Source organism: Pseudoalteromonas ruthenica (genome assembly GCF_008808095.1).
Taxonomy (GTDB): domain Bacteria; phylum Pseudomonadota; class Gammaproteobacteria; order Enterobacterales; family Alteromonadaceae; genus Pseudoalteromonas; species Pseudoalteromonas ruthenica.
The window spans coordinates 1,219,022-1,243,046 of the sequence record NZ_CP023396.1 but is presented as its reverse complement, the minus strand read 5'-3'; the positions used below and the strand labels follow the sequence as shown (position 1 = coordinate 1,243,046).

At 47.9% G+C, this 24,025-nt stretch carries 20 protein-coding genes; 16 read left to right on the top strand and 4 right to left on the bottom strand.

The features are described from left to right. Window positions 1-50: 50 nt before the first annotated feature. From serC to PRUTH_RS05880, 9 genes are all read left to right on the top strand, one after another. Window positions 51-1,133: a 3-phosphoserine/phosphohydroxythreonine transaminase gene (serC, locus tag PRUTH_RS05920; protein ID WP_045978730.1), complete on the top strand. Its 1,083-nt coding sequence runs from the start codon at window positions 51-53 to the stop codon at window positions 1,131-1,133. Then, entirely contained in the window at window positions 1,133-2,413 is a 1,281-nt protein-coding gene (aroA, locus tag PRUTH_RS05915; protein ID WP_151172836.1) for a 3-phosphoshikimate 1-carboxyvinyltransferase, read from the top strand. The genes serC and aroA overlap by 1 nt, the downstream gene beginning before the upstream one ends. Before the next feature lie 154 nt (window positions 2,414-2,567). Continuing rightward, the gene (gene cmk, locus PRUTH_RS05910) at window positions 2,568-3,284 is read left to right on the top strand and encodes a (d)CMP kinase (RefSeq protein ID WP_045978732.1); all 717 of its coding nucleotides are present in this window, start codon (window positions 2,568-2,570) and stop codon (window positions 3,282-3,284) included. Between the two features lie 95 nt (window positions 3,285-3,379). Further along, window positions 3,380-5,047, top strand: coding sequence for a 30S ribosomal protein S1 (gene rpsA, locus PRUTH_RS05905; protein ID WP_022943836.1), 1,668 nt, complete (start codon window positions 3,380-3,382; stop codon window positions 5,045-5,047). Window positions 5,048-5,108: 61 nt separating this feature from the next. Continuing rightward, window positions 5,109-5,396 (top strand): integration host factor subunit beta, encoded by a 288-nt coding sequence (ihfB, locus tag PRUTH_RS05900; RefSeq protein WP_022943837.1) that lies wholly within the window; start codon window positions 5,109-5,111, stop codon window positions 5,394-5,396. Window positions 5,397-5,417: 21 nt separating this feature from the next. Continuing rightward, window positions 5,418-5,714 carry a lipopolysaccharide assembly protein LapA domain-containing protein gene (locus tag PRUTH_RS05895; RefSeq protein WP_045978733.1) on the top strand — a complete coding sequence of 99 codons (297 nt, stop codon included), beginning with the start codon at window positions 5,418-5,420 and terminating at the stop codon, window positions 5,712-5,714. Between the two features lie 2 nt (window positions 5,715-5,716). Beyond that, window positions 5,717-6,853, top strand: a complete 1,137-nt coding sequence (gene lapB / locus PRUTH_RS05890; protein WP_022943839.1) for a lipopolysaccharide assembly protein LapB — start codon at window positions 5,717-5,719, stop codon at window positions 6,851-6,853. An 11-nt stretch (window positions 6,854-6,864) separates the two neighbouring features. Beyond that, window positions 6,865-7,572, top strand: a complete 708-nt coding sequence (gene pyrF / locus PRUTH_RS05885) for an orotidine-5'-phosphate decarboxylase (RefSeq protein WP_151172835.1) — start codon at window positions 6,865-6,867, stop codon at window positions 7,570-7,572. Window position 7,573: 1 nt separating this feature from the next. Further along, window positions 7,574-7,957, top strand: a complete 384-nt coding sequence (locus PRUTH_RS05880; RefSeq protein ID WP_022943841.1) for a hypothetical protein — start codon at window positions 7,574-7,576, stop codon at window positions 7,955-7,957. An 18-nt stretch (window positions 7,958-7,975) separates the two neighbouring features. Here the strand turns inward: PRUTH_RS05880 and PRUTH_RS05875 are convergent, their stop codons facing one another. Continuing rightward, window positions 7,976-8,815: a CvfB family protein gene (locus PRUTH_RS05875; protein WP_151172834.1), complete on the bottom strand. Its 840-nt coding sequence runs from the start codon at window positions 8,813-8,815 to the stop codon at window positions 7,976-7,978. Further along, complete coding sequence (locus tag PRUTH_RS05870) at window positions 8,815-10,164, bottom strand: DEAD/DEAH box helicase (RefSeq protein ID WP_151172833.1); 1,350 nt, start codon at window positions 10,162-10,164, stop codon at window positions 8,815-8,817. The genes PRUTH_RS05875 and PRUTH_RS05870 overlap by 1 nt, the downstream gene beginning before the upstream one ends. Before the next feature lie 165 nt (window positions 10,165-10,329). On the opposite strand from PRUTH_RS05870, the gene trhO reads away from it, so the two are divergent. From trhO to PRUTH_RS05835, 7 genes are all read left to right on the top strand, one after another. Further along, window positions 10,330-11,316, top strand: a complete 987-nt coding sequence (gene trhO / locus PRUTH_RS05865) for an oxygen-dependent tRNA uridine(34) hydroxylase TrhO (protein WP_022943844.1) — start codon at window positions 10,330-10,332, stop codon at window positions 11,314-11,316. Window positions 11,317-11,374: 58 nt separating this feature from the next. Further along, on the top strand, window positions 11,375-11,605 hold the full coding sequence (locus PRUTH_RS05860) for a DUF6500 family protein (RefSeq protein ID WP_053911322.1): 231 nt from the start codon (window positions 11,375-11,377) through the stop codon (window positions 11,603-11,605). Window positions 11,606-11,731: 126 nt separating this feature from the next. Beyond that, window positions 11,732-12,802 carry an endonuclease/exonuclease/phosphatase family protein gene (locus PRUTH_RS05855; protein ID WP_151172832.1) on the top strand — a complete coding sequence of 357 codons (1,071 nt, stop codon included), beginning with the start codon at window positions 11,732-11,734 and terminating at the stop codon, window positions 12,800-12,802. Between the two features lie 303 nt (window positions 12,803-13,105). Further along, window positions 13,106-14,122: an efflux RND transporter periplasmic adaptor subunit gene (locus tag PRUTH_RS05850; protein WP_151172831.1), complete on the top strand. Its 1,017-nt coding sequence runs from the start codon at window positions 13,106-13,108 to the stop codon at window positions 14,120-14,122. A gap of 3 nt (window positions 14,123-14,125) precedes the next feature. Beyond that, a complete protein-coding gene (locus PRUTH_RS05845; protein ID WP_151172830.1) occupies window positions 14,126-17,212 on the top strand; it encodes an efflux RND transporter permease subunit in 3,087 nt (1,028 codons plus the stop codon). An 88-nt stretch (window positions 17,213-17,300) separates the two neighbouring features. Continuing rightward, window positions 17,301-19,196, top strand: a complete 1,896-nt coding sequence (locus tag PRUTH_RS05840; RefSeq protein WP_151172829.1) for a DUF294 nucleotidyltransferase-like domain-containing protein — start codon at window positions 17,301-17,303, stop codon at window positions 19,194-19,196. Further along, window positions 19,196-19,903: a 3'-5' exonuclease gene (locus PRUTH_RS05835; RefSeq protein WP_045978740.1), complete on the top strand. Its 708-nt coding sequence runs from the start codon at window positions 19,196-19,198 to the stop codon at window positions 19,901-19,903. Before PRUTH_RS05840 ends, PRUTH_RS05835 begins: the two co-directional genes overlap by 1 nt. A 57-nt stretch (window positions 19,904-19,960) precedes the next feature. On the opposite strand, the gene PRUTH_RS05830 is transcribed toward PRUTH_RS05835, so the two are convergent. Beyond that, window positions 19,961-21,541 (bottom strand): BCCT family transporter, encoded by a 1,581-nt coding sequence (locus PRUTH_RS05830; protein ID WP_151172828.1) that lies wholly within the window; start codon window positions 21,539-21,541, stop codon window positions 19,961-19,963. Window positions 21,542-21,798: 257 nt separating this feature from the next. Then, window positions 21,799-23,964, bottom strand: coding sequence for a S46 family peptidase (locus PRUTH_RS05825; protein ID WP_045978742.1), 2,166 nt, complete (start codon window positions 23,962-23,964; stop codon window positions 21,799-21,801). Between the last annotated feature and the right edge of the window lie 61 nt (window positions 23,965-24,025).

The following is a 24,025-nucleotide window of genomic DNA, read 5'->3' as shown; positions in this document are numbered from 1 at the left end:
TAGCGTCCTAGGTGTTATCCATACGCATATGGAATGAGGAAATAGAAGTAATGAGCGTATACAACTTTTGTGCAGGCCCTGCCATGTTGCCACCCGAGGTTATGAAAAAGGCACAGAGTGAATTTTTGGATTGGCAAAATCTTGGAGTATCGGTGATGGAAGTGAGTCACCGAGCCGAGCCGTTTTTAACCATGGCGCAACAGTGCGAGGCGCGGTTGCGCCGGTTAATGAACATTAGCGATGACTTTGCCGTGCTCTTTATGCATGGTGGCGGTCGTGGTCAATTTGCCGCTGTGCCAATGAATCTGCATTTGGACGATGCACCAGCGGTGTATGTTAATACCGGTATTTGGTCTGACGGCGCGGCGACAGAAGCGCGTAAGTACACCGATGTGGTTGAACTGAACGTACGTGATGACCGTGATGGTCAGTTTGGCGTAACACCGGTGGCGCAATGGCCATTGCCTGAAAAAGCCAGCTACATTCATTATTGCCCTAATGAAACCATTGATGGTGTTGAATTATTTGATGTGCCTCGCCACCCTAGTGCGCCTATCGTGGCAGATATGTCGTCGATGATTCTATCGCGGGAAATCAATGTTGATGATTTTGATGTCATTTACGCCGGTGCGCAAAAAAATATTGGTCCTTCAGGGCTTGCTATTGTGATTGTTCGTAAGACGCTGCTTGAACGCCAAGGTTTGCCGCGCCCAGGAATATTGGATTACGCGGTGGAAGCCAAGCAGGGCAGTATGTATAACACGCCGCCGACCTTCGCTTGGTATCTGGCTGATGAAGTATTTAAATATCTCGAGGAGCACGGTGGTGTTCCAGCTATGCAGCGCCATAACAAAAATAAAGCGGCCATCTTGTACGATTACATCGATAGCTCCTCGTTTTACAATAATAAAGTGGACAAAGCCTGCCGCTCATTAATGAATGTACCATTTTGGTTGAACGACGAGCGCCATAACGAGCGCTTCTTAGCACTGTCTAAACAGGCGGGCTTACTGGCGTTAGAAGGGCATCGTTTTGTTGGCGGAATGCGTGCGAGTATCTATAACGCCATGCCGGTTGCCGGTATTGAAGCGCTAGTGACCTTTATGGATGAGTTTGCCAAGGAGCATGGGTGATGGAGTCATTACGATTAGCGCCAATTAAAGGCATCAATGGCGAGGTCACCCTCCCAGGCTCAAAAAGCCTTTCTAACCGCATCTTATTGCTGGCAGCGCTTGCACAGGGCAACACCACAGTGACCAACCTGCTCGACAGCGATGATATTCGTCATATGCTTGCAGCGCTCTCGGCCTTGGGGGTTAAGGTTGAATTGAGCGATGATAAAACGCAGGCTGTGGTGCACGGGCGGGGCGGTGAACTGGATACCCCAGATGATGCTTTGTTTCTCGGTAACGCGGGTACCGCATTTCGTCCTCTGACTGCGGTGCTAGCAGCAACTTCGGGCTCTTTCACACTGACAGGCGAGCCGCGCATGGAAGAGCGTCCGATTGGCCACTTAGTGGATGCGCTACAGTCCCTCGGAGCCGATATTCACTACAGCAAACAGCGTCACTATCCGCCGTTGGTGATTCACGGTCAAGGACTCAGCGGGGGCGAAGTAAGCATTGACGGCAGTATTTCCAGTCAGTTTTTGACCGCTTTATTGATGGCCGCTCCGCTGTTTCAGGGGGATACCAACATCAGCATTAAAGGCGAGTTGGTTTCTAAGCCCTATATAGATATCACCCTTGGAGTGATGGCGAAATTTGGTGTCCATGTTGAACATGACAATTATCAACGCTTCTATGTCAAAGGCGGACAAACATACCAAAGCCCTGGACGCATAATGGTTGAAGGCGACGCTTCCTCAGCATCTTACTTTGTTGCGGCGGCAGCCATTGCTGGCGGTGAAATCACCATTCATGGTGTTGGCTCGCAAAGTGTACAAGGAGATATCGGCTTTGCGAAGGTCATGCAGCAGGTGGGGGCGGACATTGATTGGCATGATACCAAGTTGGTTGTGCGCAAAGGTACACTCAAAGGCGTGGACATTGACGCCAATGCGATCCCTGATGCAGCAATGACACTGGCAACAGTCGCACTGTTTGCAAAGGGCAAAACGGCAATTCGTAATATCTATAATTGGCGAGTCAAAGAAACCGACCGGTTACATGCAATGGCAACCGAGTTGAAGAAGTTGGGCGCTGAGGTCATTGAGGGCGAAGACTATATCGAAATCACCCCGGTAGCAGCGCTTAATGATGTTGCCATCGATACTTATAACGACCATCGTATCGCGATGTGCTTTTCATTGGTTGCAGTGGGCGGGTGGCCGGTCACTATTAACGACCCGAATTGCACCGCGAAAACCTTCCCTACCTATTTTGATACACTGTCACACGTCAGTCAGTACTAGCCTTTGCAGCCTGTTTACGCTTTTTCGCAAGCAGGCTGATACTTGATCTGTTACAAAACAATATTAAAAAACTACTGTAATGACGCGAATTTGCAGAAAAGTTCGCGTATAATACCGCCGATTTTAATGTTTGCTGTGCATGCAGGAGGTTTGAATGCAGGCATCAATGCCGGTGATCACCATTGATGGGCCAAGTGGCTCAGGCAAGGGTACGGTGTGTCGCTTACTTGCACAAAAATTAGGCTGGGACGTGCTTGATAGTGGTGCAATTTACCGGGTGTTAGCGCTCGCCGCGTTACACCACCAAATAGCCCTAGATAGCGAAGAGGCCCTTGTTCCTCTGGCGGCGAATTTAGATGTGCAATTCGAGTTTGATAACGAGACCGACTCGAGCAAGATTATCCTTGAGGGTGAAGAAGTCACCCATGGCATTCGCAACGAAGAAGTCGGCGCTGCGGCGTCTAAAGTTGCCGCGCTGCCGCGTGTACGCGAAGCATTACTGCGCCGTCAACGCGCATTTCGCAGCGAAAACGGCTTAATCGCCGATGGCAGAGATATGGGCACGGTGGTATTCCCCGATGCCGAGGTGAAGATTTACCTCACTGCCAGTGCCGAAGAGCGCGCCGAGCGCCGTTTTAAAGAGTTGAAGGAGCGTGGCCTGGATGTTACACTAGGTGGTCTACTCGAGGACATTAAAGCACGTGACGAACGTGATATGAATCGCAGCGTGGCACCCCTTGTGCCAGCGGATGATGCTATCACTGTTGATACAACGCAGCTCAATGCCGAACAGGTGTTCGCTCAGGTTAATAAGATCCTAGAAGATGCGGTCTTAGCCGGCAAACTCCCGCATACGAGTATAAAAGACTAATTTATTTCACATTGGCAGGATGCTGATGTTTTACTAATAACCCCGCTGAGCAGTGACGCGATGTGGAGAATTTAACTTATAGAGACGTATTAAGTATGTCAGAAAATTTTGCGCAGTTATTTGAAGAAAGCCTACAGGATTTTGAAGCTCAACAGGGCTCAATCGTAAAAGGTACCGTAATCTCTATCGAGAACAACATCGTTCTTGTAGACGCTGGCCTAAAGTCAGAAAGTGCCATTCCTGCAGAGCAGTTCAAAAATACTGCTGGTGAACTAGAAGTTGCCGTTGGTGACGAAGTAGATGTAGCACTAGACGCTATCGAAGACGGCTTCGGTGAGACTATTCTTTCTCGTGAAAAAGCGAAGCGCCACGAAGCGTGGATTCGCCTTGAAAAAGCGTGTGAAGAAAACGAAACAGTTACTGGTGTTATCAATGGCAAGGTTAAAGGCGGCTTCACTGTTGAAGTAGATTCAATCCGTGCCTTCCTACCTGGTTCACTTGTTGATGTTCGTCCAGTACGTGACACCACTCACCTTGAAGGTAAAGAGCTAGAGTTCAAAGTAATCAAGCTTGACCAGAAGCGCAACAACGTTGTTGTTTCACGTCGTGCTGTTATTGAGTCTGAAAACTCAGCTGAACGTGAAGAGCTACTTGCTAACCTTGTTGAAGGTCAAGAAGTTAAAGGTATCGTTAAGAACCTTACCGATTACGGTGCGTTCGTAGATCTAGGTGGTGTAGACGGTCTACTACACATCACTGACATGGCGTGGAAGCGTGTTAAGCACCCTTCAGAAATCGTAAATGTTGGCGACGAAATCAACGTTAAAGTACTTAAGTTCGACAAAGAGAAAACACGTGTTTCTCTAGGTCTTAAGCAGCTTGGCGAAGATCCATGGCAAGAAATTGCTAACCGTTACCCAGAAGGCGCTAAGCTAACTGGTCGTGTAACTAACCTAACTGACTACGGTTGCTTCGTTGAAATCGAAGAAGGCGTAGAAGGTCTAGTACACGTTTCTGAGATGGATTGGACTAACAAGAACATCCACCCATCTAAAGTGGTATCACTAGGTGATACTGTTGAAGTAATGGTACTAGAGATCGACGAAGAGCGTCGTCGTATTTCTCTAGGTCTTAAGCAGTGTAAAGCGAACCCTTGGCAGGAATTTGCGCGTCTTAACAACAAAGGCGACCAAGTTACTGGTAAGATCAAGTCAATCACTGACTTCGGTATCTTCATCGGTCTTGAAGGCGGCATCGACGGTCTTGTACACCTATCTGATATTTCTTGGAACACGCCTGGCGAAGAAGCTGTACGTGAATACAAGAAAGGTGACGAGATCACAGCTATCGTTCTTCAAGTTGACCCAGAGCGTGAGCGTATCTCTCTAGGCGTTAAGCAAATCGAAGCGGATCCTTTCAATAACTACCTAGACGCAAACAAAAAAGGTGCTATTGTTAAAGGTAAAGTGACAGCTGTTGATGCTAAAGGTGCAACAGTTGAGCTTGCTGAAGGCGTTGAAGGTTACATCCGTGTAGCAGACATCGCTCAAGAGCGTGTAGAAGATGCAACTGCAGTTGCTTCTGAAGGCGACGAAATCGAAGCGAAGTTTGTTGGCGTAGATCGTAAGAACCGCGCTATCAGCCTTTCTGTAAAAGCGATTTACGAAGCTGAAGAGAAAGAAGCGCTTGAGAAACTGAAGGCAGATGAGCCTCAGTTCGAAAACGCTATGGCTGCTGCATTTAAAAATGCACAAAAAGACTAAGCTTTAGTCGAGTCTAGGAAGGGCGCAAGCCCTTCCTTTTGTAAGCACTTGAGGAAACATTATGACCAAGTCAGAGTTAATAGAACAGCTTGCAGAACAACACTCACACATCCAAGCTCGTGATGTTGAAAATGCCGTAAAAGAAATTCTAGAACAGATGGCCGGCTCGCTCTCTAGCGCCGAGCGCATCGAAATTCGCGGCTTTGGTAGCTTTTCCCTTCATTACCGTGCACCACGTACAGGCCGAAATCCAAAAACCGGCGAAACCGTTGAACTAGACGGTAAATATGTCCCTCATTTTAAACCAGGCAAAGAATTGCGCGATCGCGTTAACGAGAGCATACAATAATAACAACGGAGTCGTTACCGAGTGAAGGTTGTAAAAATCGTTCTTTTTGTACTGTGTGTTTTTATTGCCTTCGTATTGGGTTCGCAAAATCCACAGTCTGTTCAAGTAAATTATCTTATTGCTAGCGCCCAATTACCACTTGCTGCCCTTATCAGCGTGTGTTTTGTTATTGGCCTATTAGTCGGTTGCTTTGTAAGTTTCCGTGTGTTTTCCAAGTTAAAGTGGCAAAACTACCGCTTGCAGCGACGCAATACCAAGCTAGCCCGTGATTCCAACAATGACATAGGCCCTGAGCCTGCCACTGAAAAAGACGGTTAGCCATGCTTGAACTGTTGTTTTTACTCTTGCCTGTAGCTGCGGGCTACGGCTGGATAATGGGTAAAAACAGTGCCAAAAACCAAGCCCATCAACATAATCGCAAAATCACCGCCGAATACAGTAAAGGCCTTAAGTACCTGCTTGATAGGGAAGAGGATCAAGGCCTTGAACACCTCATTCAGTTACTCGAGGTCTCTGCGGACTCGGTCGAGCACTACTTGACCTTAGCGGCACTATTTCGCAAGCGCGGCGAGCTTGACCGCGCCATCAAGATTCATGAGTTATTACTTGAGCACCCTAACTTAAATCAAGATCAGCTCACTGAAAGTCGCTTAGAGTTAGCACAGGACTATATCTTGGCTGGATTGCTTGATAGCGCAGAAGAGCACCTACTTATCCTCGTTAAGGGGAAGCGTCAGCAGGCCATTGAACCGCTGATCACCTTATACTCACAAACGCGAGAGTGGCAAAAAGGCGTTGAGTTATACCAGCGTCATGCCCATTTATTCATTCACAGCCAACAACGTATTGCGATTGCGAATTTTTACTGTGAGGCAGCACTTAACAGTCAGCAAACAGAGTTGATGTCACAAGCCTTAGGGGTAGGCGAGCCGAGTATTCGCCCCTTATATGAACTGGGCTTACAGGCTTATCAACGGGAAGACTATGTGCAAGCAATTCACTATTGGCGTGACTTGGTCACTCAATTTACCCGCTGCTCACCGTTAGTGATTGATAAGCTAGCCAACGCCTATCGTCATTTGAACTTACAGCAACAGTTCGAGCAATTGTTGAGTGAGCTGGTAGAGCAAGGCGGTGTCCTTCTTAAAATTCATTATTGCCAGCATTTATTAACACGAGGCGAAAACCAAGCGGCTATGGAGTTTCTCACCAAAAGCTTGAAGAAACAGCCGAATATCCGTGGCTTTCGTTTTCTGTTACAATTATTGGCTGGTCAAAATGCCCAACTCGATGAGGCATTAAACCCCATAGATAAACTGATCCAATCATATATAGACACCAAGGCAGACTATCAATGTCAGCATTGTGGTTTTGAAAGCCATAGCCATTACTGGTTATGTCCTTCATGTCGACACTGGGAGTCTATACAGCCAAGCCGTGGGCTTGATGGTTTTTAAACAGGAAAAAAATGAGCTCTGTTGATTCTAAAAAAGTACTGATCGCCTTAGATTACGACGACCAAGGCAAAGCCTTAGCTTTTGTAAAGCAATTATCACCTAGCACTTGCCGCTTAAAAGTAGGCAAAGAAATGTTTACGTTGTTTGGTCCCGATTTTGTCAAACAATTAGTGGATTTGGGCTTCGATGTATTTCTCGATTTGAAATTCCATGATATTCCTAACACTGTTGCTAAAGCGGTGACTGCGGCTGCAAAATTAGGGGTATGGATGGTTAATGTTCATGCCAGTGGCGGTGTGGCAATGATGGAAAAGGCGAAAGCAGCATTGACTCCTTTCGGCGACAAAGCGCCGTTACTGATTGCGGTGACCGTCCTTACCAGTATGGATGAAATACAATTAAAACAATTAGGTATTGATAAATCCCCACAAGAACAAGTATTGTATCTAGCCAAGCTTGCACATCAGGCTGGTCTTGATGGTGTAGTTTGTTCAGCGCAAGAAGCGCAGTTATTAAAATCACAGTTGGGGTCAGAGTTTACACTGGTGACACCAGGGATCCGCCCAGCAGGAAGCGCCGCCGGGGACCAAAAACGTATAATGACACCAGAGCGAGCCGTTGCGAGCGGCAGCGACTATCTGGTTATTGGTCGTCCAATCACGCAAGCTGCTGATCCAGTTGCGGTATTAACTGAGATTAATGAGAGTCTAGGAGACTAAGGTGAAATACATTCTGCTGATAGCCCTCATTGTGGCCGCAGGTTACTATTATCATCGCCAGAGCACCGCAGAAAGTAATGCGCGCGCACTGGCGCTGTTGATTGAACAGGTAGAATACCAAGATGTGGATCTATTTGCTCTAAAAGAGGCACTGGCAAAACGTGTCTATGCGATTTGCGCCAATAATGAAGCAATGCTGTTGGAATCTGGGCGTTCAGTGGGTAATTGTATGGAAGGCCATGATATTAAGCGTGTAGAGTGTGAAGGGCGTATCTTTCGGCTTGCTCCGTTGAGTATTAGTAACCGCTCAGAGTTGCTTGATTATTCTAAGCGTTATGTACGCTGCGCATTGCCTTATGATGACCTTCGTTATCAATCCTACTAATCTACGTAAAAACGCGACTTAAGGTCGCGTTTTTAATGTGATTCGTGTGGCCTCGATATCAATAAGTTGATCTTTAAACAGACCGCCAATAGCCTTTTTAAAGTTCGCTTTTGAGGTGCCAAACTGGCGTTTTATGGCCTCCGGCGCAGATTTATCTCCAAGCGGCAACACGCCACTACCGTCTTTTAACGCTTGCAGTATTTGCTCTTTAAGCGGGTCTAGCTTTGCTATCCCTTGCTTTTCTAAGACAATATCAAGTTTGTCATCTTCGCGGCACTGTAAGACGAACGCGTTAAGCTGTTGACCAACGTACAGCGGGCGATGTACGCGATTATGAAAAATAAGTCCCCAATGGCTATCATCGACAATCACTTTGTAGCCTAAATCGGTTTTAGCAGCCACCATAATATCAACGGCATCGTTGAACTGGTAACGAGGCTTTGCGTGACCGACGAATTTATTGAGGTTACTGGATGCACAAATACGTTTGGAGGCATTGTCCAAGTAGAGCTTTACTAAATAACTATTTCCCTCTCGCATTCGGGGTTTTTGTTCGTTAAAGGGTACCAACAAGTCTTTATCCAGACCCCAATCTAAAAAGGCGCCAGTTTTGTTGACTTGTTTAACTTGTAAAAAAGCAAAATCGCCCACTTGCGCTAATGGTTTTTTTCGAGTTGCGGTGGCGTGGCCCATACTATCTAAATAGACAAATACGCCTAAGCTATCACCTTGCTGTAAATCATCGGGCAGCTCAGAGGCCGGTAAAAATACTTCACCGAGTTCGGTGCTTCGCAAATACGCGCCTTCGCCTGCGACTTCCTCAACAAACAGCGTTTGCCATTGACCTAATTCACTCATTATTCGCTCTCTGTGTCGTTATTTTTTTTAGGCTTGCGTTTTACGCCCATGCTGTTCGGATCAAACGGTGCGGGTTGCGCCACTTTTACCTGCATAGATTTACTTTTCTTGCGCTTAGCAAGAGGTTTTTTAGATGTTGCTGGCTTAGTTTTATCCTGGGGCTTTTTCTTTGCATTCGCTGGCGGCTTTGGACGAGTAAAGCCTTTAAACTTGCCGACTAGCCCCTCAACTTCACTGAACGGCAAAGGACGGCGCATAAATTGGTTTATCGCCAGGTAGCTTTGCCAATCTTTCGGCCCCACTAATGAAATGGCATGACCTTTAAAGCCCGCGCGGCCAGTACGACCAATACGGTGAATGTATTCTTCCGCATGTTTTGGCAAGTCAAAATTGATTACATGGGTGACGTTAAGCAAATCGAGGCCCCGTGACGCCACGTCGGTGGTAACCAACACTTGATATAGTCCACGGCTAAAGGCATCCATAATATCCAGCCGTTTGCTTTGCGCCAGCGTGCCTGCGAGAGCGACGGCCTTAAAACCTTGCGCCGTGAGCTTGTTACACAAGCGCTCGGTATCATCTCGTGTGGCGGTAAAAATAATACACTGACCAACATTCTCTTGGGCAATAAAGTGATCGAGCAGCGCCTCTTTATGGTCGAGGTGATCCGCCAAATAAAGATGCTGTGAGATATCGCTATGCTCATCCGTGGCGGCACTAATGGTCACGCCCTTAGGGTTGCGTAATAGGTTACGCGAGAGCGCACCGACCTGAGCGTGCTCCAAAGTAGCTGAAAACAAAAGGCTTTGGCGAAGACGATGATCTGCGGCCGCATTAATACGCTCAACTTGCTCGGTAAAACCGAGGTCAAGGATGCGGTCGGCCTCATCAAAAATGAGCAATTCCAGGCCGCCTAATTGTAATGAGCGGCCATCAAGGTGGTCGGCAATTCGCCCTGGCGTGCCAATCACAAAATGTGGATTCTTGCGCAGCGCCTTAACTTGGTCGTTAAAGTTCTCACCGCCAATCACTTTTGTTCCCGACAGTGCCGTTCCGGCTATCAGTAAACGTAGCTGTGAGTATACTTGTGACGCTAACTCGCGAGTCGGGGTGACAATTACTACACGGGGGTCGCGCTTTGATAGGGCCCGTTGCTTCATAACCCGTTGTACAGCAGGCAATAAGAAGGCAAGCGTCTTACCTGACCCGGTTTTTGATTGCGCAAATAAGTCATGGCCAGCGAGTGCCAAGGGTATGGCCTGCGCTTGGATATCGGTGGGCGTGGTAATACCTTGATGCGTTAGTTGCCCACACAGTCGAGAATCGATACCCAAATCACTAAATTGCAAATTAACTCTCCAAAATTACAGTTTATCCACCGCTATTATAACGTAATGAGACAGTTCACTGGCAGTGAATTTTGCGTTTTTCACCACAATCAGTAAAATACGCCGACCATTGCGCCGGATTTACGATTCGGTTTCGTTTTAAAAGCACTTAAGGTAACAGTTACTATGTCTGATCAATACGTCGTGTGCGCGCTGTATAAGTTTGTTGCGCTGCCTGATTTCGAACAACTTCGCCAACCTCTTTTAGATGTCATGCTTGCTAATGACGTACGTGGTACATTACTGCTTGCCAAAGAGGGTATCAACGGTACGGTCGCGGGTAAACGCGAAGGGATTGATGCTTTACTAGGGTGGCTTGATAAGCAACCTAACCTCGCTAATATCGTTACCAAAGAGTCTTTTGACGATGAATGTCCTTTCTACCGCACCAAAGTGAAGCTGAAAAAAGAAATAGTCACCATGGGTGTTGAAGGTATTGACCCACGAGAAGTGGTGGGCACCTATGTGAAACCCAAGGATTGGAACGCGTTGATAAGCGACCCTGAAGTGGTGTTGGTGGATACCCGTAACGATTACGAGATAGAAATTGGCACCTTTAAAAATGCCGTTGATCCGCAAACGAAAACGTTCCGCGAATTTCCAAATTGGGCGGAGCAAAACCTTGACCCTAAAAAGCACAAAAAAGTAGCCATGTTCTGTACTGGCGGTATTCGCTGCGAAAAATCCACAGCTTATATGAAAGAGCAGGGTTTTGAAGAGGTCTACCACCTTGAAGGCGGTATTCTTAAGTACTTAGAAGAAGTGCCTAAGGAAGAAACCATGTGGGAAGGTGAGTGCTTTGTATTCGACAACCGTGTTGCTGTGGATCATGACCTAAACAAGGGTCAATACGACCAATGTCATGCCTGTCGCATGCCTATTACCGAAGACGATAAGCAAAAGCCGCAGTACATGCAGGGTGTGTCTTGTCATCACTGTCATGACAGTTTGAGCGAGGAGCAGCGCCAACGTTTTGCAGAGCGCCAAAAGCAAATTGACTTGGCGAAGCAGCGTGGTGAGGGTCATATTGGCCATGAGGCCCAAGAAATGCTACAAAAGCGCAAAGAGCAAAAGCAAAAGCTCAAAGAACAGCAACGCGCCGCTAGCAAATAATTAGCCACCGAAAAGGAAGTGTTTAACGCTTCCTTTTTCGTTTTAAAGAGCAAGGATGATGAGAGCGACACTACGCAGCACAATGATAGCTAAATGCGAGCAACAAATAGCGCGCAAAGGAGAGCAGGTAGGTTTATCTTTCTACGCTTTTTTCAAAAATAAAAATGATGACCCAGAGCTGCTGATGGAGGCGGCTACTTGGTGGATTCACACCCATCGGCTCGATCATTTTGAAAAAGCACATAAAGTAAAGAGCCTATTAATCAATGAGCAGTCTTTATCGTCGTGACGACTACAACGACCTACCTATCACCATCAACTATATACAAAACACTTTTTTTTCATAAGCTTATGTGCTTTTATAAAAAGCTGTGCAGGGCGCAAAGCCGAATTAAAACAATTAGAAGGAAAGGCCATGTTTGAGGCGCTTGGGGCAGTCACTTTGTTTCTCGTTTTAGCGACCTGTTTACCCCTATTACCTATCGGTCATTGGAGTGTTCGGGGTTTTGATTTCCCGCGTTTACAGTTTGCGGCCATCGCGACTCTTTTACTAATACTGCAAGCATACTTTCTTTCTTTTGCAAGCACTGCATCTTGGCTCATGGTCACTGCGACGCTCGGTTGCTTGCTATGGCAATTATGGTGGGTGTTACCGTATACGCCAGTGTGGCGTAAAGAAGTGCATAGTTGTCAGAGCCAAGATAGTGACAACAGCCTAAGTATTTTGGTTTCTAACGTGCTCATGACCAACCGCAATAGCAAAGCTCTGCTTGCGCTTATTCATGAACATAACCCCGACGTGGTGATCACTTTGGAGTCTGACCAATGGTGGCAGGACCAACTGGATGTGTTGTTAACGCAAAGACCTCACAGTATAAAATGTCCGCTGGATAACCTCTATGGTATGCATGTTTATTCGCGCTTCGCCATAGAAAACAGTGAAATACGTTATTTAGTCGAGGATGATGTGCCATCTATTCATGGCGACTTGGTACTGCGCTCAGGGAACAAAGTGCGGGTGCATTTCCTTCACCCAGCGCCACCGAGTCCCACTGAAAATAGCCATTCTACTCCCCGTGATGCTGAATTATTGGTGGTGGCTCGACGTGTGGCTGAGCAATCGATACCGACGCTTATAACCGGCGACCTAAACGATGTCGCTTGGTCGCGTACTACACGGTTATTTAGAAAAATCAGTGGCCTTTTAGACCCGCGTATAGGTCGCGGGTTATTTAATACCTTTCATGCTGATTACCCCTTGGTGCGCTGGCCGTTGGATCACTTATTTCACTCTCGCCATTTCACCTTAAATGAGATTCGGCCACTGCCCAATATTGGCTCAGATCATTTCCCATTATACGCTTCACTTACTTTCTCCCCGCAGCAGGGCCGCCAGCAGCAGGGAATAAACGCAGATGCACAAGATAAGCAACAAGCGCAGGAGATAGCGGCGCAAAAGCCAGTGACAAAAGAGGACGTGCTTTGAGCTAAGTTATTGGCTCAAAGCTGCACCTATTTCCGCATCCACTTGGCGTCGAACCTAACAACCATCCCTTGATTATCCACAAAGTAAAGATATGCAAAGTCAGCATGAGTCCGCAGCTATGTGTGATTAAATAACGCTATGTATAGTATTTCCCAAAAAGGGGAAGCGATTAGTCGCATTACAGTGGTCACTGATCGAGCTTAGCGTCAAGGCTGATCACAGAGCTGTTACACTACGTACACAGAGTATTAATTTAAAGCGGCCAATGGTTGTGGCCAACAACAATAATGAAGGTGGAGTTCCTTGAAGCAGGTATTTTGTGCATTAATTTGTAGTTTCTTAGTATCTAGCAATGCGCTGGCCGCTGAGGGTAAGCGTGTGGTCGTCAATGCCGTAAGCCAAGAGCGTGCACAGCAGCAAGTTCAGGCGGTCGGCAGTACGGAGGCGATTCGCTCGGTCGTGCTTTACCCAGCAGTGGGGGACCGCGTCACCGGTGTATATTTTCAGCCTGGGGATGAAGTGCAGGCTGGCGACTTGCTATTGGAGCTTGATTCACGCTTGCAAAGCGCGGCGCTTCAAGAAGCGCAAATACAATTAGCCGATGCAGAGCGAACATTAAAACGCTTAGAAGACAGCTTCGCTAAAGGCGCTATCCCTAAAAGCGAACGTGACGATGCGCTGACGCAGCGAGACTTAGCCAAAGTGGCGTTGCAAGTGGCAAAAGCAGAGCTGCAAGACCGTCAAGTGCGCGCTCCTTTCAGTGGTGTAATGGGGCTGACCGACGTGGAAGTCGGCGATCGTATCACCGAGCAAACTGCGATTGCGAGTATTGATGATATCAGTGCGTTGTACATCAACTTTAAAGCCCCAGAAGCGGCTGTGCCTATGCTGCGCGGTGGTGCCAGTGTCACCGTGGTACCATGGCACACGCAAAAACAGCTCAGTGCCGATATCGCTTATATGGACTCGCGAATCGATGCGCAAAACCGCACTATTCGTGTCAAAGCAAAAATAGCCAATGACAATGAACAGTTTATCCCGGGCATGGGTTTTCGTGTCAATTTAAACATGCAAGGGCAGGCTTATTCGGTTGTCCCTGAAGCCGCTCTGTTATGGGGGGCAACGGGCCCGTATGTGTGGAAAAGCGTCGATAACAAAGCCACTCGCGTCGATGTAAAAATAGCACAACGGTTATCCGGGCGTTTGCTTGTAAGCGGTGATTTAAATGCCGGTGATTACCTCATAGTCGAAGGGGTACAAAGCTTACGACCTCAGCAAAGTGTGCGCTTTGAACAACCCGCATTGGCACGCAAGGAGTAAGTGATGAGCGAGCAAACATCTGCCCATATCCAAGACTTGCCGTCGATGGCGATTCGCCGGCCGGTCCTCATTGTTGTACTCAACCTACTCATTATTATTGCCGGCATTGCTGCTATTGCAGGCGTTGAAGTGCGTGAGCTACCCGATGTCGACCGCCCCCGTATTACTGTGTCAGCGTCTTTCCCTGGTGGCTCTCCGGAAACGGTCGATACGGAAGTGACGAGCAAGCTTGAGGGCGCAGTAGCCCGCGTAAGTGGCGTAAAGTCAATTCGTGCACAAAGTGAGGAAGGGAGCTCTCGTATCGTGGTCGAGTTTCGCCCAGGTGTGAACCTTGATGATGCCGCCAACGAAACGCGAGAATCGGTGGCACGGGTTCAACGCGAACTCCCAGAAGAGGTCGAGCGTGTCTCAATAATCAAAGCCGATAATGACGCTGAGGCGGTGGTGTCATTGACGGTCAGCAGTGAGGCGTTGTCCTTGGAAGCGCTAACAGAGCGAGTTGAGACTGATTTAGCACCGCAATTTCTGACCATTCCCGGTGTCGCTGATGTACGCCTCAATGGCGACCGAGAGCGGGTGCTGCGAGTGCGTATCGACCCACTTAAACTGAGCAGCTTTAACCTGACTGTCCCCGATGTTGCTGATGCCCTGCGCCAAGCGCCCTTTGATGTGCCGGCGGGGAGTTTAAAATCGAATGATCAGCAATTAATTGTGCGCGCCGATGCCACTTCGGTCACGGCCGAGCAAGTGGGCGATATTATCGTCGGCGATGATACCCGCATTGCCGATATCGCAGCGGTCTATTTTGGCCCGGCCGACCCACGCTCCATGGTGCGCTTAGATGGCCAGCCTGTAATAGGCATGGAAGTGATCCGCCAAGCCCAGTCTAATACCATCGAAATTTCTGATGAAGTGCTATCGCTATTAACTCAAATGCGTGAGCGTTTCCCTGAGATGACTTTCACGCTGACCTCAGATGATGCACAGTTTATCCGCAGCTCAGTGGATGAGGTGTTAAACTCTTTGGTGCTCACTGTCATTTTGGTGGTCATTACTTTATGGGTGTTTATTGGTTCATGGCGTGCCACCTTAGTTCCGGCTTTCGCCATTCCTGTGGCGCTGGTGGGGTCGTTAGCGCTGATTTGGGCACTGGGCTTTTCTATTAATATTTTGACCTTGCTGGCCTTGGTTTTAGCGACCGGGTTGATAGTCGATGATGCCATTGTTGTCAGTGAAAATATTCAGCGCCAACGAAGCTTAGGCCTTGGGCGTCGTGCGGCTGCTGTAGTGGGAACGCGCGAGGTGTTCTTTGCGGTGGTGGCGACAACCGCCGTGTTAGCCGCTGTTTTCGTACCCATCGCATTTTTGCCCTCTACCGCAGGAAAATTATTTCGTGAATTTGGTGGTGTATTAGCTGGGGCAGTAATTATATCCAGCTTTGTGGCGTTGTCCTTAGTGCCCGCTTTGACATCGAAACTAAAACTAAAAAGCAGCGGCAAACATGTGTTTGGTAAAGTAGGGCATGCGCTGGCGAATGTTTACAAGTGGTGTATTCACAAAGTACTGAACCATGCTTGGCTTACGTTAATTGCCTGTGCTTTGGTGGCTGTGGCGTCGGGGGCACTTTATTCGCAATTAGAAAATGAGCTTTTACCGAGTGAAGACAGAGGTAAAATCCGTATTTTTGCTCGTGGACCAGATGGCGTCGGTCTCAACTTTATGGACCGCCAAGCCAAGGAAATGGAAGACATTCTGTTGCCCTACGTCGAAAGTGGCGAAATAGAATCTATCTATACCGTGGTTGGGCAGTGGGATCCGAATATTACCTTTATCACTGTGCCATTAAAGCATTGGGATGAGCGTCATTTTAGCCAACAGGAAATTATTAACAAAATTCGCGGGCCATTAGGTGATATACCCGGCGCACCTGCGCGCGCATTTGGTTCTAATAGTTTGAATCTGCGCGGTCAAGGGGGTGGGGTCGAGCTGGCATTATTGGGCCAAGATTATGAGCAAATTTTTATTGCTGCCCAACAATTCGCCGCTGAAGTGGAAAAGGCTATCCCACAAGTGGCGCCAGTACGCATTTCTTATCAGCCGTCGCAGCCGCAGCTCAGGGTTAATATCGATCGCCGTCGCGCACAAGAGCTGGGTGTTGATCTAAGTGACATTGCCATCACCTTACGCGCAGCCATCAATGGCGACGACGTGGCGGATTTAAATGTCGGTGACCAATCTATCCCGATTATGCTGCAAGCACAAAATCGCACTATCAATTCTCCTAGCGACCTAGCAAACCTGTATGTTGGCGCCAGTAATGGTCAATTGGTGCCGTTGAGCTCTGTTGCTAATATCAGCGAAGAAGGGGTGGCTGCAGAGCTTGAGCGCCATGCGCAGCGCCGCGCCATAGAAATGGATATGGAGTTGCCACCGGAAATGCCAATGGCGCAGCTTGTAGAGCAGCTGCGAGACTTATCGCAGCAGCACTTGCCCAGTGGCATCACTTTGGCATTCAAAGGCGAGGCATTGACCTTTGAAGAAACGGCCAATGAAGTACTGATGACCTATGTATTGGCCTTTGTCATTGTGTTACTGGTACTGGCAGCGCAATTCGAAAGTGTTAACAGTGCTGTGGTGGTGATGATCACAGTGCCTTTCGGTATCACGTCGGCGATTTTAGCACTGTATCTAACCGGTACATCGCTGAATATCTATTCGCAGATTGGTTTAGTGATGCTGATTGGCTTGATTGCTAAAAACGCAATCTTGTTGGTGGAATTTGCCGACCAACTGCGTGACCGAGGACACCCTGTGCGAGAGGCGGTTGAGCGTGCTGCGCTAGTGCGTTTACGTCCCATTGCGATGACCTTAGTGTCCACCTTATTGGGGGCCTTACCGCTGATTTTATCCACCGGTGCAGGGGCGGAAGCGCGCAATGCCATCGGTTGGGTGGTCTTCGGCGGTTTGGCGTTAGCGGTGTTGTTTACTTTATTCCTCACTCCGGTGATTTACTTAGGACTGGCGCGTTTCACCTCGCCACGAGGTGATGAAAGCAAACAACTGGCGCAGGAATTAGAACAAGCGCATTAATAAATAAATGTCCGCACCTGGTGCGGACATTTTTTTTTCAGCAATTTTGTATTAAGCTCAGTATATTAGCACCTTTAAAGGCAGCACTATGCAAGCTGAGCAAATCGAAATTGCACAATTTTTGAGTGCCCATCCACCCTTTGACGATCTCCCCGAAGATGCCCTTAATAATCTTGCTCAACAGATCGAGGTAGCGTATTTCCGCGCCGGCTCTGACATTCTCAATTATGGCGATGACATTTCCGATTTGTACGTGATCCGCAGTGGCTCAGTGGAGTCGTATCGGCGCAATGGGGACTTGTACAACCGTATGGACGAAGGCGGGATCTTTGGCCAAATGGGCTTATTGATGAACCGCAAAGTGCGCTTTCCCGTCAAAGCAATGGAAGACACCCTGGTGTATTGCATTAGTGTTGAGCTATTTAGTGACTATTGCGATAAATTTGAGCAATTTGCGGATTATTTTGAAGCAGATGGCAATGTTCGTTTGCACCAAGCCGTTGTTGAGCAAGCTGATAGTAATGATTTGACTACCGCTAAACTCAAGGTTTTATTACATCGTGATGTGGTTACTGTCAGCACCACTACCAGTGTGCAGGAAGTTGCGGCTTTGATGACCCAAGAGAGCGTATCCAGTGTGTTGGTCACTGATGCCAACAAGCCTCTTAGCGATGACCCAGAAGAAGATGATGGGCAAGTCGTGGGTATTATTACAGATCGCGATATACGCACTAAGGTTGTGGCGCAGGGGCAGTCTTTAGCTATTGCTGCTGAGCAAGTTATGTCGACTAACCTTACGCTGCTAGATGCCAATGACTATGTCTTTGAAGCCGTTTTAGCGATGCTGCGTGATAACTTGCACCATTTGCCGGTATTGCATAAACGTCGGCCCATCGGTGTCATTTCACTTTCTGATATTTTGCGTTATGAATCGCAAAGTAGCCTATTGTTAGTGCGCGGTATTCTTGCGCAGCAAAGCGTTGAAGACCTCACTCATTATGCTCGGCAATTACCCTCTGTATTTGTGCGTATGGTTAATGAAGATGCCAATTCACACATGATAGGCACTGCTATGGCGGTGATTGGTCGTACGTTTAAACAGCGGCTGTTAGCATTAGCAGAAGAAAAGCTAGGACCTCCTCCTATCCCTTATTGTTTTATCGCGTTAGGTTCAATGGCGCGAGATGAACAATTGATAGTGACGGACCAAGACAATGCCATTATTCTTGATGACAGCTTTGATGAAGCGCAGCATGACGAGTACTTTCAAGCGCTAGCGGACTTTGTTTGTGATGGGCTCGCTGCGTGCGGGTACAGCTATTGCGAGGGTGAAATTATGGCATCGTTTAAAAAATGGCGCCTTACACGCTCGCAGTGGCGAGACACATTTGCCTCGTGGATAGCTGAGCCCAAACCTCAGGCGCTACTGCATTGCTCTATCTTTTTTGACCTCGATGGCGTGTGGGGCAAAACTAAATGGGCCGACGCGCTAAAATCCTTTATTGCTAAAGAAGCCAAAGCAAACCGTCGCTTCCTTGCCAACATCGCCTCCAATGCGCGAAATAGAACTCCGCCACTGGGGTTCTTTAAAGGGTTCGTACTCGAACATGATGGTGAACACAAGCGCTCAATTAACCTTAAACGCCGTGGTACAGCGCCGTTGACTGACGTGGTGCGGGTCCATGCCTTAGCGGTCAGCTCGCGTAAGCAAAACTCCTTTGAACGCCTAGAAGATATTATTGAAGCCAAGTTATTGCCTGAAGGCAAGGCACAGGATCTGCGCGATGCACTTGAATACATTGCCATGACCCGTATTCGTCACCAAGCATGGCAAATAGAGCAAGGCGAAGCACCGGATAACCACCTAGACCCGCATTTGCTGTCGCCTTTCGAGCAACGAAACCTAAAAGAGGCTTTTGCGATTTTAGAAAAAGCACAAAGTTTCTTAAAATTTCGTTATCAAAACGGCGCAGGGTTGAAGTAATGGCTAACAAAGCGTCTTTGCTTGATTGGCCATCACGCTATCAAGCACTAGCGAAGCAATGCCAGTCGCCGCAACTGAGGCAGTTTTATCAAGCTGGTATCCCCGCTGGAGATACCCCTTTAGAACATGTGCCCTTTGCGGCTTTAGATTTTGAAACCACAGGTTTAGATGCTCGCAACGATGATATTGTCAGTATTGGTGTGGTGCCGTTTAGTTGGCATCGCATTTATTGCCAACGGTCGGGGCATTGGTTGGTTAAGCCAAGCCAGCAACTAGCAGAATCGTCCATTGTTATTCATGGTATAACTCATTCTGAAATTGCCAATGCTCCGGATTTAACCGCCGTATTAGAGCCTGTACTTGAGGCTCTCGCCGGGCATGTAGCTGTGGTTCACTACCATGCGATTGAGCGGCCATTTTTCTTTAATGCATTAGAGCGGCGCATAGGTGAGGGGATCGAGTTTGCGTTAATTGATACCATGGATGTTGAGCACCAAGCGCTACTAGCACGTCGTGGCTTATTAGGTCGGCTATTTAAAGACAAGATTGGCTCTTTGCGTTTGGGGGACACTCGGCTGCGCTATAATCTGCCGGCCTATCAGGGTCATAACGCATTGACAGATGCTCTTGCGACCGCCGAATTACTGCAAGCGCAGTTGCGTTATCATTATCGCCCTGACACACCGCTGTCGCAGTTATGGAAGTGACACCCTAGATACAAAAAACGCCGCAATATTGCGGCGTCTTACTTAGGTTAAGGTTAACTATTTACCAGGGCGGGGCTCGGTGCGCAGGCCTAAAATTAAGCTTACACACATTAGCAATAGCACAATGGTAAAGGGGAGGCCTGTGGATATAGCGCCGGCTTGCAGCGCCTCTATGGCCTCAGTACCACCAATCCATAGCAATGCAGCGGCAATGGCACCTTCCACGGTTGCCCAGAATATACGCTGAGGAACAGGTGCATCTACTTTACCGCCGGCGGTAATCGAGTCGATAACCAAAGAACCAGAGTCAGATGAAGTGATGAAAAATACCAATACTAAAACAATGGCGATAAAAGAAAGGACACTTGCCATAGGCAGTTGTTCAAACATCTGGAACATCGCCAGAGGAACTTCCGTCAAGCCTTTCTCACCTAAGGTACCAACCCCATCAATAACTTGTTCAATAGCAATACCACCGTAGATAGACATCCACAATACGGTTACGAGCGTCGGGATCAGCAGTACCGCTGTTAAGAATTCACGAATTGTACGGCCTTCGGATACACGCGCGATGAACATGCCAACGAACGGCGACCAAGAAATCCACCACGCCCAGTAGAACACAGTCCAACCATGGAGCCAGGCTTCGTCTTCGCGACCGTGCGGGTTACTAAGTGGAATAATGTTTTCAACATACCCCATAATGGTATTAGGCACATTGCCCACTGCTGCGGCAAAACCCACCAAACCAACGAACACCAGTAATGCAAAGGCGATGGCCATATTGACGTTACTGAGCAGTTTTACACCGCCATCAATACCGCGCACTACTGAGATAATAGCTAACAAGGTAACGCCCGCGATAACGGCCACTTGCATGCCAATATCGCCGTCGCTGCCAAACACATGGTTAATCCCTGCGGAGGCTTGTTGAGCGCCTAAACCCAGTGAGGTAGCAAGACCGAATAAAGTTGCAAGAACAGCTAAAATACCAATGATGTGACCAGGCCAGCCCCAAGCGCGATCGCCCAGTAACGGGTAAAAAATAGAGCGAATAGAGAGGGGTAAGCCCTTGTTGTAGGCGAAGAAAGCTAAAGATAACGCGACAACTGCATAGATAGCCCAAGGGTGTAAACCCCAATGGAACATGGTTGCCCCCATAGCGACCTTCGCTGCTTCGGGTGTGTTTGCTTCAACACCAAGGGGAGTTTCATACCAGCCTGTGAAATAGGCAACCGGCTCTGCAACGCCCCAAAACATCAAGCCAATCCCCATACCGGCTGCAAACAACATCGCTAACCAAGAAATACGTGAGTGAGTTGGTCTGGCGCTTTCACCACCTAAGCGGATATTTCCGTAAGGAGAGACGATTAATGCTAAACAGAAGATGACAAAAATGTTTGCCGCCCACATAAACAAGGCGTCAAAGTTGCCGATAATATCCCATTTGATACCATCTAGCGCCCCTTTGGCGGTGGCCGGGTCGGTCACTAAAATGGCGATTAAAAACACCAAAATAAGGCCAGCGCTCACGCCAAAAACAGGGTTATGGACATCAAACCCCCATTTTTGCACGTTGTCCTGGCCGACGGTGTAGTCGGTATTTTCTATACTATACTTATCATGATGTTCACTCATGCATACCTCTAGTTATTGTCATAATGCCCTTAGAGCTTAGACCTATGTGAGTTACCCTGCGTGCCAGCGCACAGAGAGGTGGTTTGTAGACTAACTAAAATAGGCCCCATATCACTTACACTAGTTTAGAAGCAAAAATGTAAATGTAAATCACCAATTGTCTAACAGCTTGAATCTTATACATTACGGGGATGTTTCAAGGGGCGATCAAAAAAGCGCCCGAAGGCGCTTATAAGTAAAAATAATTTCACTGCAAATTATCGAACGATATCCATTTCAGCAAGTAGGTTATCGGCGTTATCCACATGCTCCATGACCCACAGCATATAGCGAGTGTCTACATGAATGGAGCGGTTGAGGTTAGGATCATAGTCCCAATCACCGATAATACTTTCACTTACACCGTCAAATAGAAGGCCGACTAATTCAGCTTTACCATTTAACGTCGGTGAGCCTGAGTTACCACCTGTGGTATCAACGGTGCTTAAAAAGTTGACCGGCACTGAGCCAAGCGACGACATTTGGTATTCACCATATTGTTTGTCGGCAATTAGCTGCATTTGCTTTTTCGGTGCATCAAAAGGCGCTTCGCCAGTGTACTTCTGCGCGATGCCCTCTAAGGTTGTAAACGGCGTATAGGTCAGTGCGTCTTTAGGCGAGTAGCCTTTCACTGTGCCATAAGTCACGCGTAAGGTACTATTGGCATCGGCATAGACGGGTAACCCTTGCTCTTGGTAAAAGGCAATAATGGCCGCCATATATTGCGGACGTACTTTAGCCAGTTCACCACTGAGCGCCTTTTTCGCCTTTTCTCGGCTGCGCATATCATCATAGGTGGCTACAGCGATGGCCAAAAACGGATCGTCGCTTTGTTTGAACTCTGATACTGATTTGTTCATCCAATCGATACGAGCTTGCTGTTCGTTAAGCTCGGTCTTGGCATACCAAGAGTCGATGCGCTGGCGCATGGCCTCGCTATCATAACCCTTATCAATCCCTAAGGCTTTATCTAAAGATGCAATACGCTGCGCTTGCGGCAGTTGTGCATAAAGGTCGATAAAGTGGGCGAGGATGGCGCTATCCACGGTGTCGTCGTAACGACGAGATAGGCTGGTCATGCGCGCTTCAAAACGAGCTTGATCGCGCTGTTGGTAGCCAGGTTCACGCTCAGCATCAGGCAATTGCTTCTCATTGGCTAGGCGGTATAAACGCTGCGCACTAGAGAGCATGGCACTGCGGCCCATGTAGCCTAAAATCAAGTCCAGCTCACTGGTTGCTTGCGATTGCTTTACCAGCTCATTGAGCTGGGTAAGGGTATCGCCGTAGCGCGACTGACGCGCACTGTCCGCCTTGATCCAAGTCGCAAGCTTTTGCGCCAAAGCATCTTTGCGTGTTTGCATATCAGTGTTTTGATAGGAGTCAATCATGCCACCATAGTTTTTCGCATAATTAGCCAGTCCAGCCAAAGTACTCTCGTAGGCTATACGTGCTTGTGAGCCTTCCGGAGCCTGCGCCTTTATGATATCAATGCTTTGTTCACGATAGGCTTTAGCAGTAGGGTACACATGGGTAAATTGGTGTGCCACTTCGGAAGCAGTGCGGTAACGGTTGGTGCGCCCCGGGTAGCCGGTAACCATCACAAAATCACCCTCTTTAACGCCTTTGGCACTGACTTTCAGGTAAGAATCTGGAGTGAACGGCACATTATCTTCACTGTACTCTGCGGGTTGACCGTCTTTACTGACGTAGGCACGGTAAAATGAATAGTCGCCGGTGTGACGTGGCCACATCCAGTTATCAATATCACCGCCATATTTACCGATGCCCATGGCTGGGTTATAAACCAAACGCACATCTTTAATTTCCAGTGCTTTAATCAGGTAATATTCCAATCCACCATGGAAGGTATAGACGTTACAGCGGTAACCCACGTCTTTTTCACATTCAGCCACCAGCGATTTTTCTGCTTTTTCGATGGCTTTGTAGCGAGTATTACCATCCATATCATCGTTTAACTGGGCGTTCACCTTGTCAGTGACATTAGTAACTTGCTCGGTTACATACACTCGAGAGCCTGGGGCGGCAGGTAATTCCTGTTCAGGCTTTTTCGCTAAAAAGCCGTTTTCCAGAATATTATTATCGGCACTGGAATTATATTGAATGGAGCCGTACGCGCAGTGATGGTTGGTGACGACTAAACCTTTAGGCGACACAAATGAGGCTGTACAACCCCCTAAGCTGATAACTGCATTCATCGGGAATTCGGTGAGCTTAGAGATGTTCTTAGGGTCTATTTCTAACCCTTTTTGCTTTAACACAGATTCCAATTCCGGAAGCTGGTGAGGTTGCCACATACCTTCGTCTGCCAGTGCCGGTGAGGCAGCAACAGCGAGCGCAAGGGCGCTAAGAGAGCGAAAACGCATAATCAAGAGTTCCTAGTTGTTATTTTAGTGCCACAAAAGTGTCTCTTAGCTGCCACCTCGG

What these genes read in the sequence shown, in the direction of transcription:
- PRUTH_RS05845 (WP_151172830.1), top strand. Translation starts at nt 14,126, where the DNA reads ATGAGCGAGCAAACATCTGCCCATATCCAAGACTTGCCGTCGATGGCG.
- trhO (WP_022943844.1), top strand. Translation starts at nt 10,330, where the DNA reads ATGTCTGATCAATACGTCGTGTGCGCGCTGTATAAGTTTGTTGCGCTG.
- PRUTH_RS05830 (WP_151172828.1), bottom strand. Translation starts at nt 21,541, where the DNA reads ATGAGTGAACATCATGATAAGTATAGTATAGAAAATACCGACTACACC.
- PRUTH_RS05855 (WP_151172832.1), top strand. Translation starts at nt 11,732, where the DNA reads ATGTTTGAGGCGCTTGGGGCAGTCACTTTGTTTCTCGTTTTAGCGACC.
- cmk (WP_045978732.1), top strand. Translation starts at nt 2,568, where the DNA reads ATGCAGGCATCAATGCCGGTGATCACCATTGATGGGCCAAGTGGCTCA.
- ihfB (WP_022943837.1), top strand. Translation starts at nt 5,109, where the DNA reads ATGACCAAGTCAGAGTTAATAGAACAGCTTGCAGAACAACACTCACAC.
- PRUTH_RS05840 (WP_151172829.1), top strand. Translation starts at nt 17,301, where the DNA reads ATGCAAGCTGAGCAAATCGAAATTGCACAATTTTTGAGTGCCCATCCA.
- rpsA (WP_022943836.1), top strand. Translation starts at nt 3,380, where the DNA reads ATGTCAGAAAATTTTGCGCAGTTATTTGAAGAAAGCCTACAGGATTTT.
- PRUTH_RS05825 (WP_045978742.1), bottom strand. Translation starts at nt 23,964, where the DNA reads ATGCGTTTTCGCTCTCTTAGCGCCCTTGCGCTCGCTGTTGCTGCCTCA.
- PRUTH_RS05860 (WP_053911322.1), top strand. Translation starts at nt 11,375, where the DNA reads ATGAGAGCGACACTACGCAGCACAATGATAGCTAAATGCGAGCAACAA.
- PRUTH_RS05875 (WP_151172834.1), bottom strand. Translation starts at nt 8,815, where the DNA reads ATGAGTGAATTAGGTCAATGGCAAACGCTGTTTGTTGAGGAAGTCGCA.
- PRUTH_RS05835 (WP_045978740.1), top strand. Translation starts at nt 19,196, where the DNA reads ATGGCTAACAAAGCGTCTTTGCTTGATTGGCCATCACGCTATCAAGCA.
- aroA (WP_151172836.1), top strand. Translation starts at nt 1,133, where the DNA reads ATGGAGTCATTACGATTAGCGCCAATTAAAGGCATCAATGGCGAGGTC.
- pyrF (WP_151172835.1), top strand. Translation starts at nt 6,865, where the DNA reads ATGAGCTCTGTTGATTCTAAAAAAGTACTGATCGCCTTAGATTACGAC.
- lapB (WP_022943839.1), top strand. Translation starts at nt 5,717, where the DNA reads ATGCTTGAACTGTTGTTTTTACTCTTGCCTGTAGCTGCGGGCTACGGC.
- serC (WP_045978730.1), top strand. Translation starts at nt 51, where the DNA reads ATGAGCGTATACAACTTTTGTGCAGGCCCTGCCATGTTGCCACCCGAG.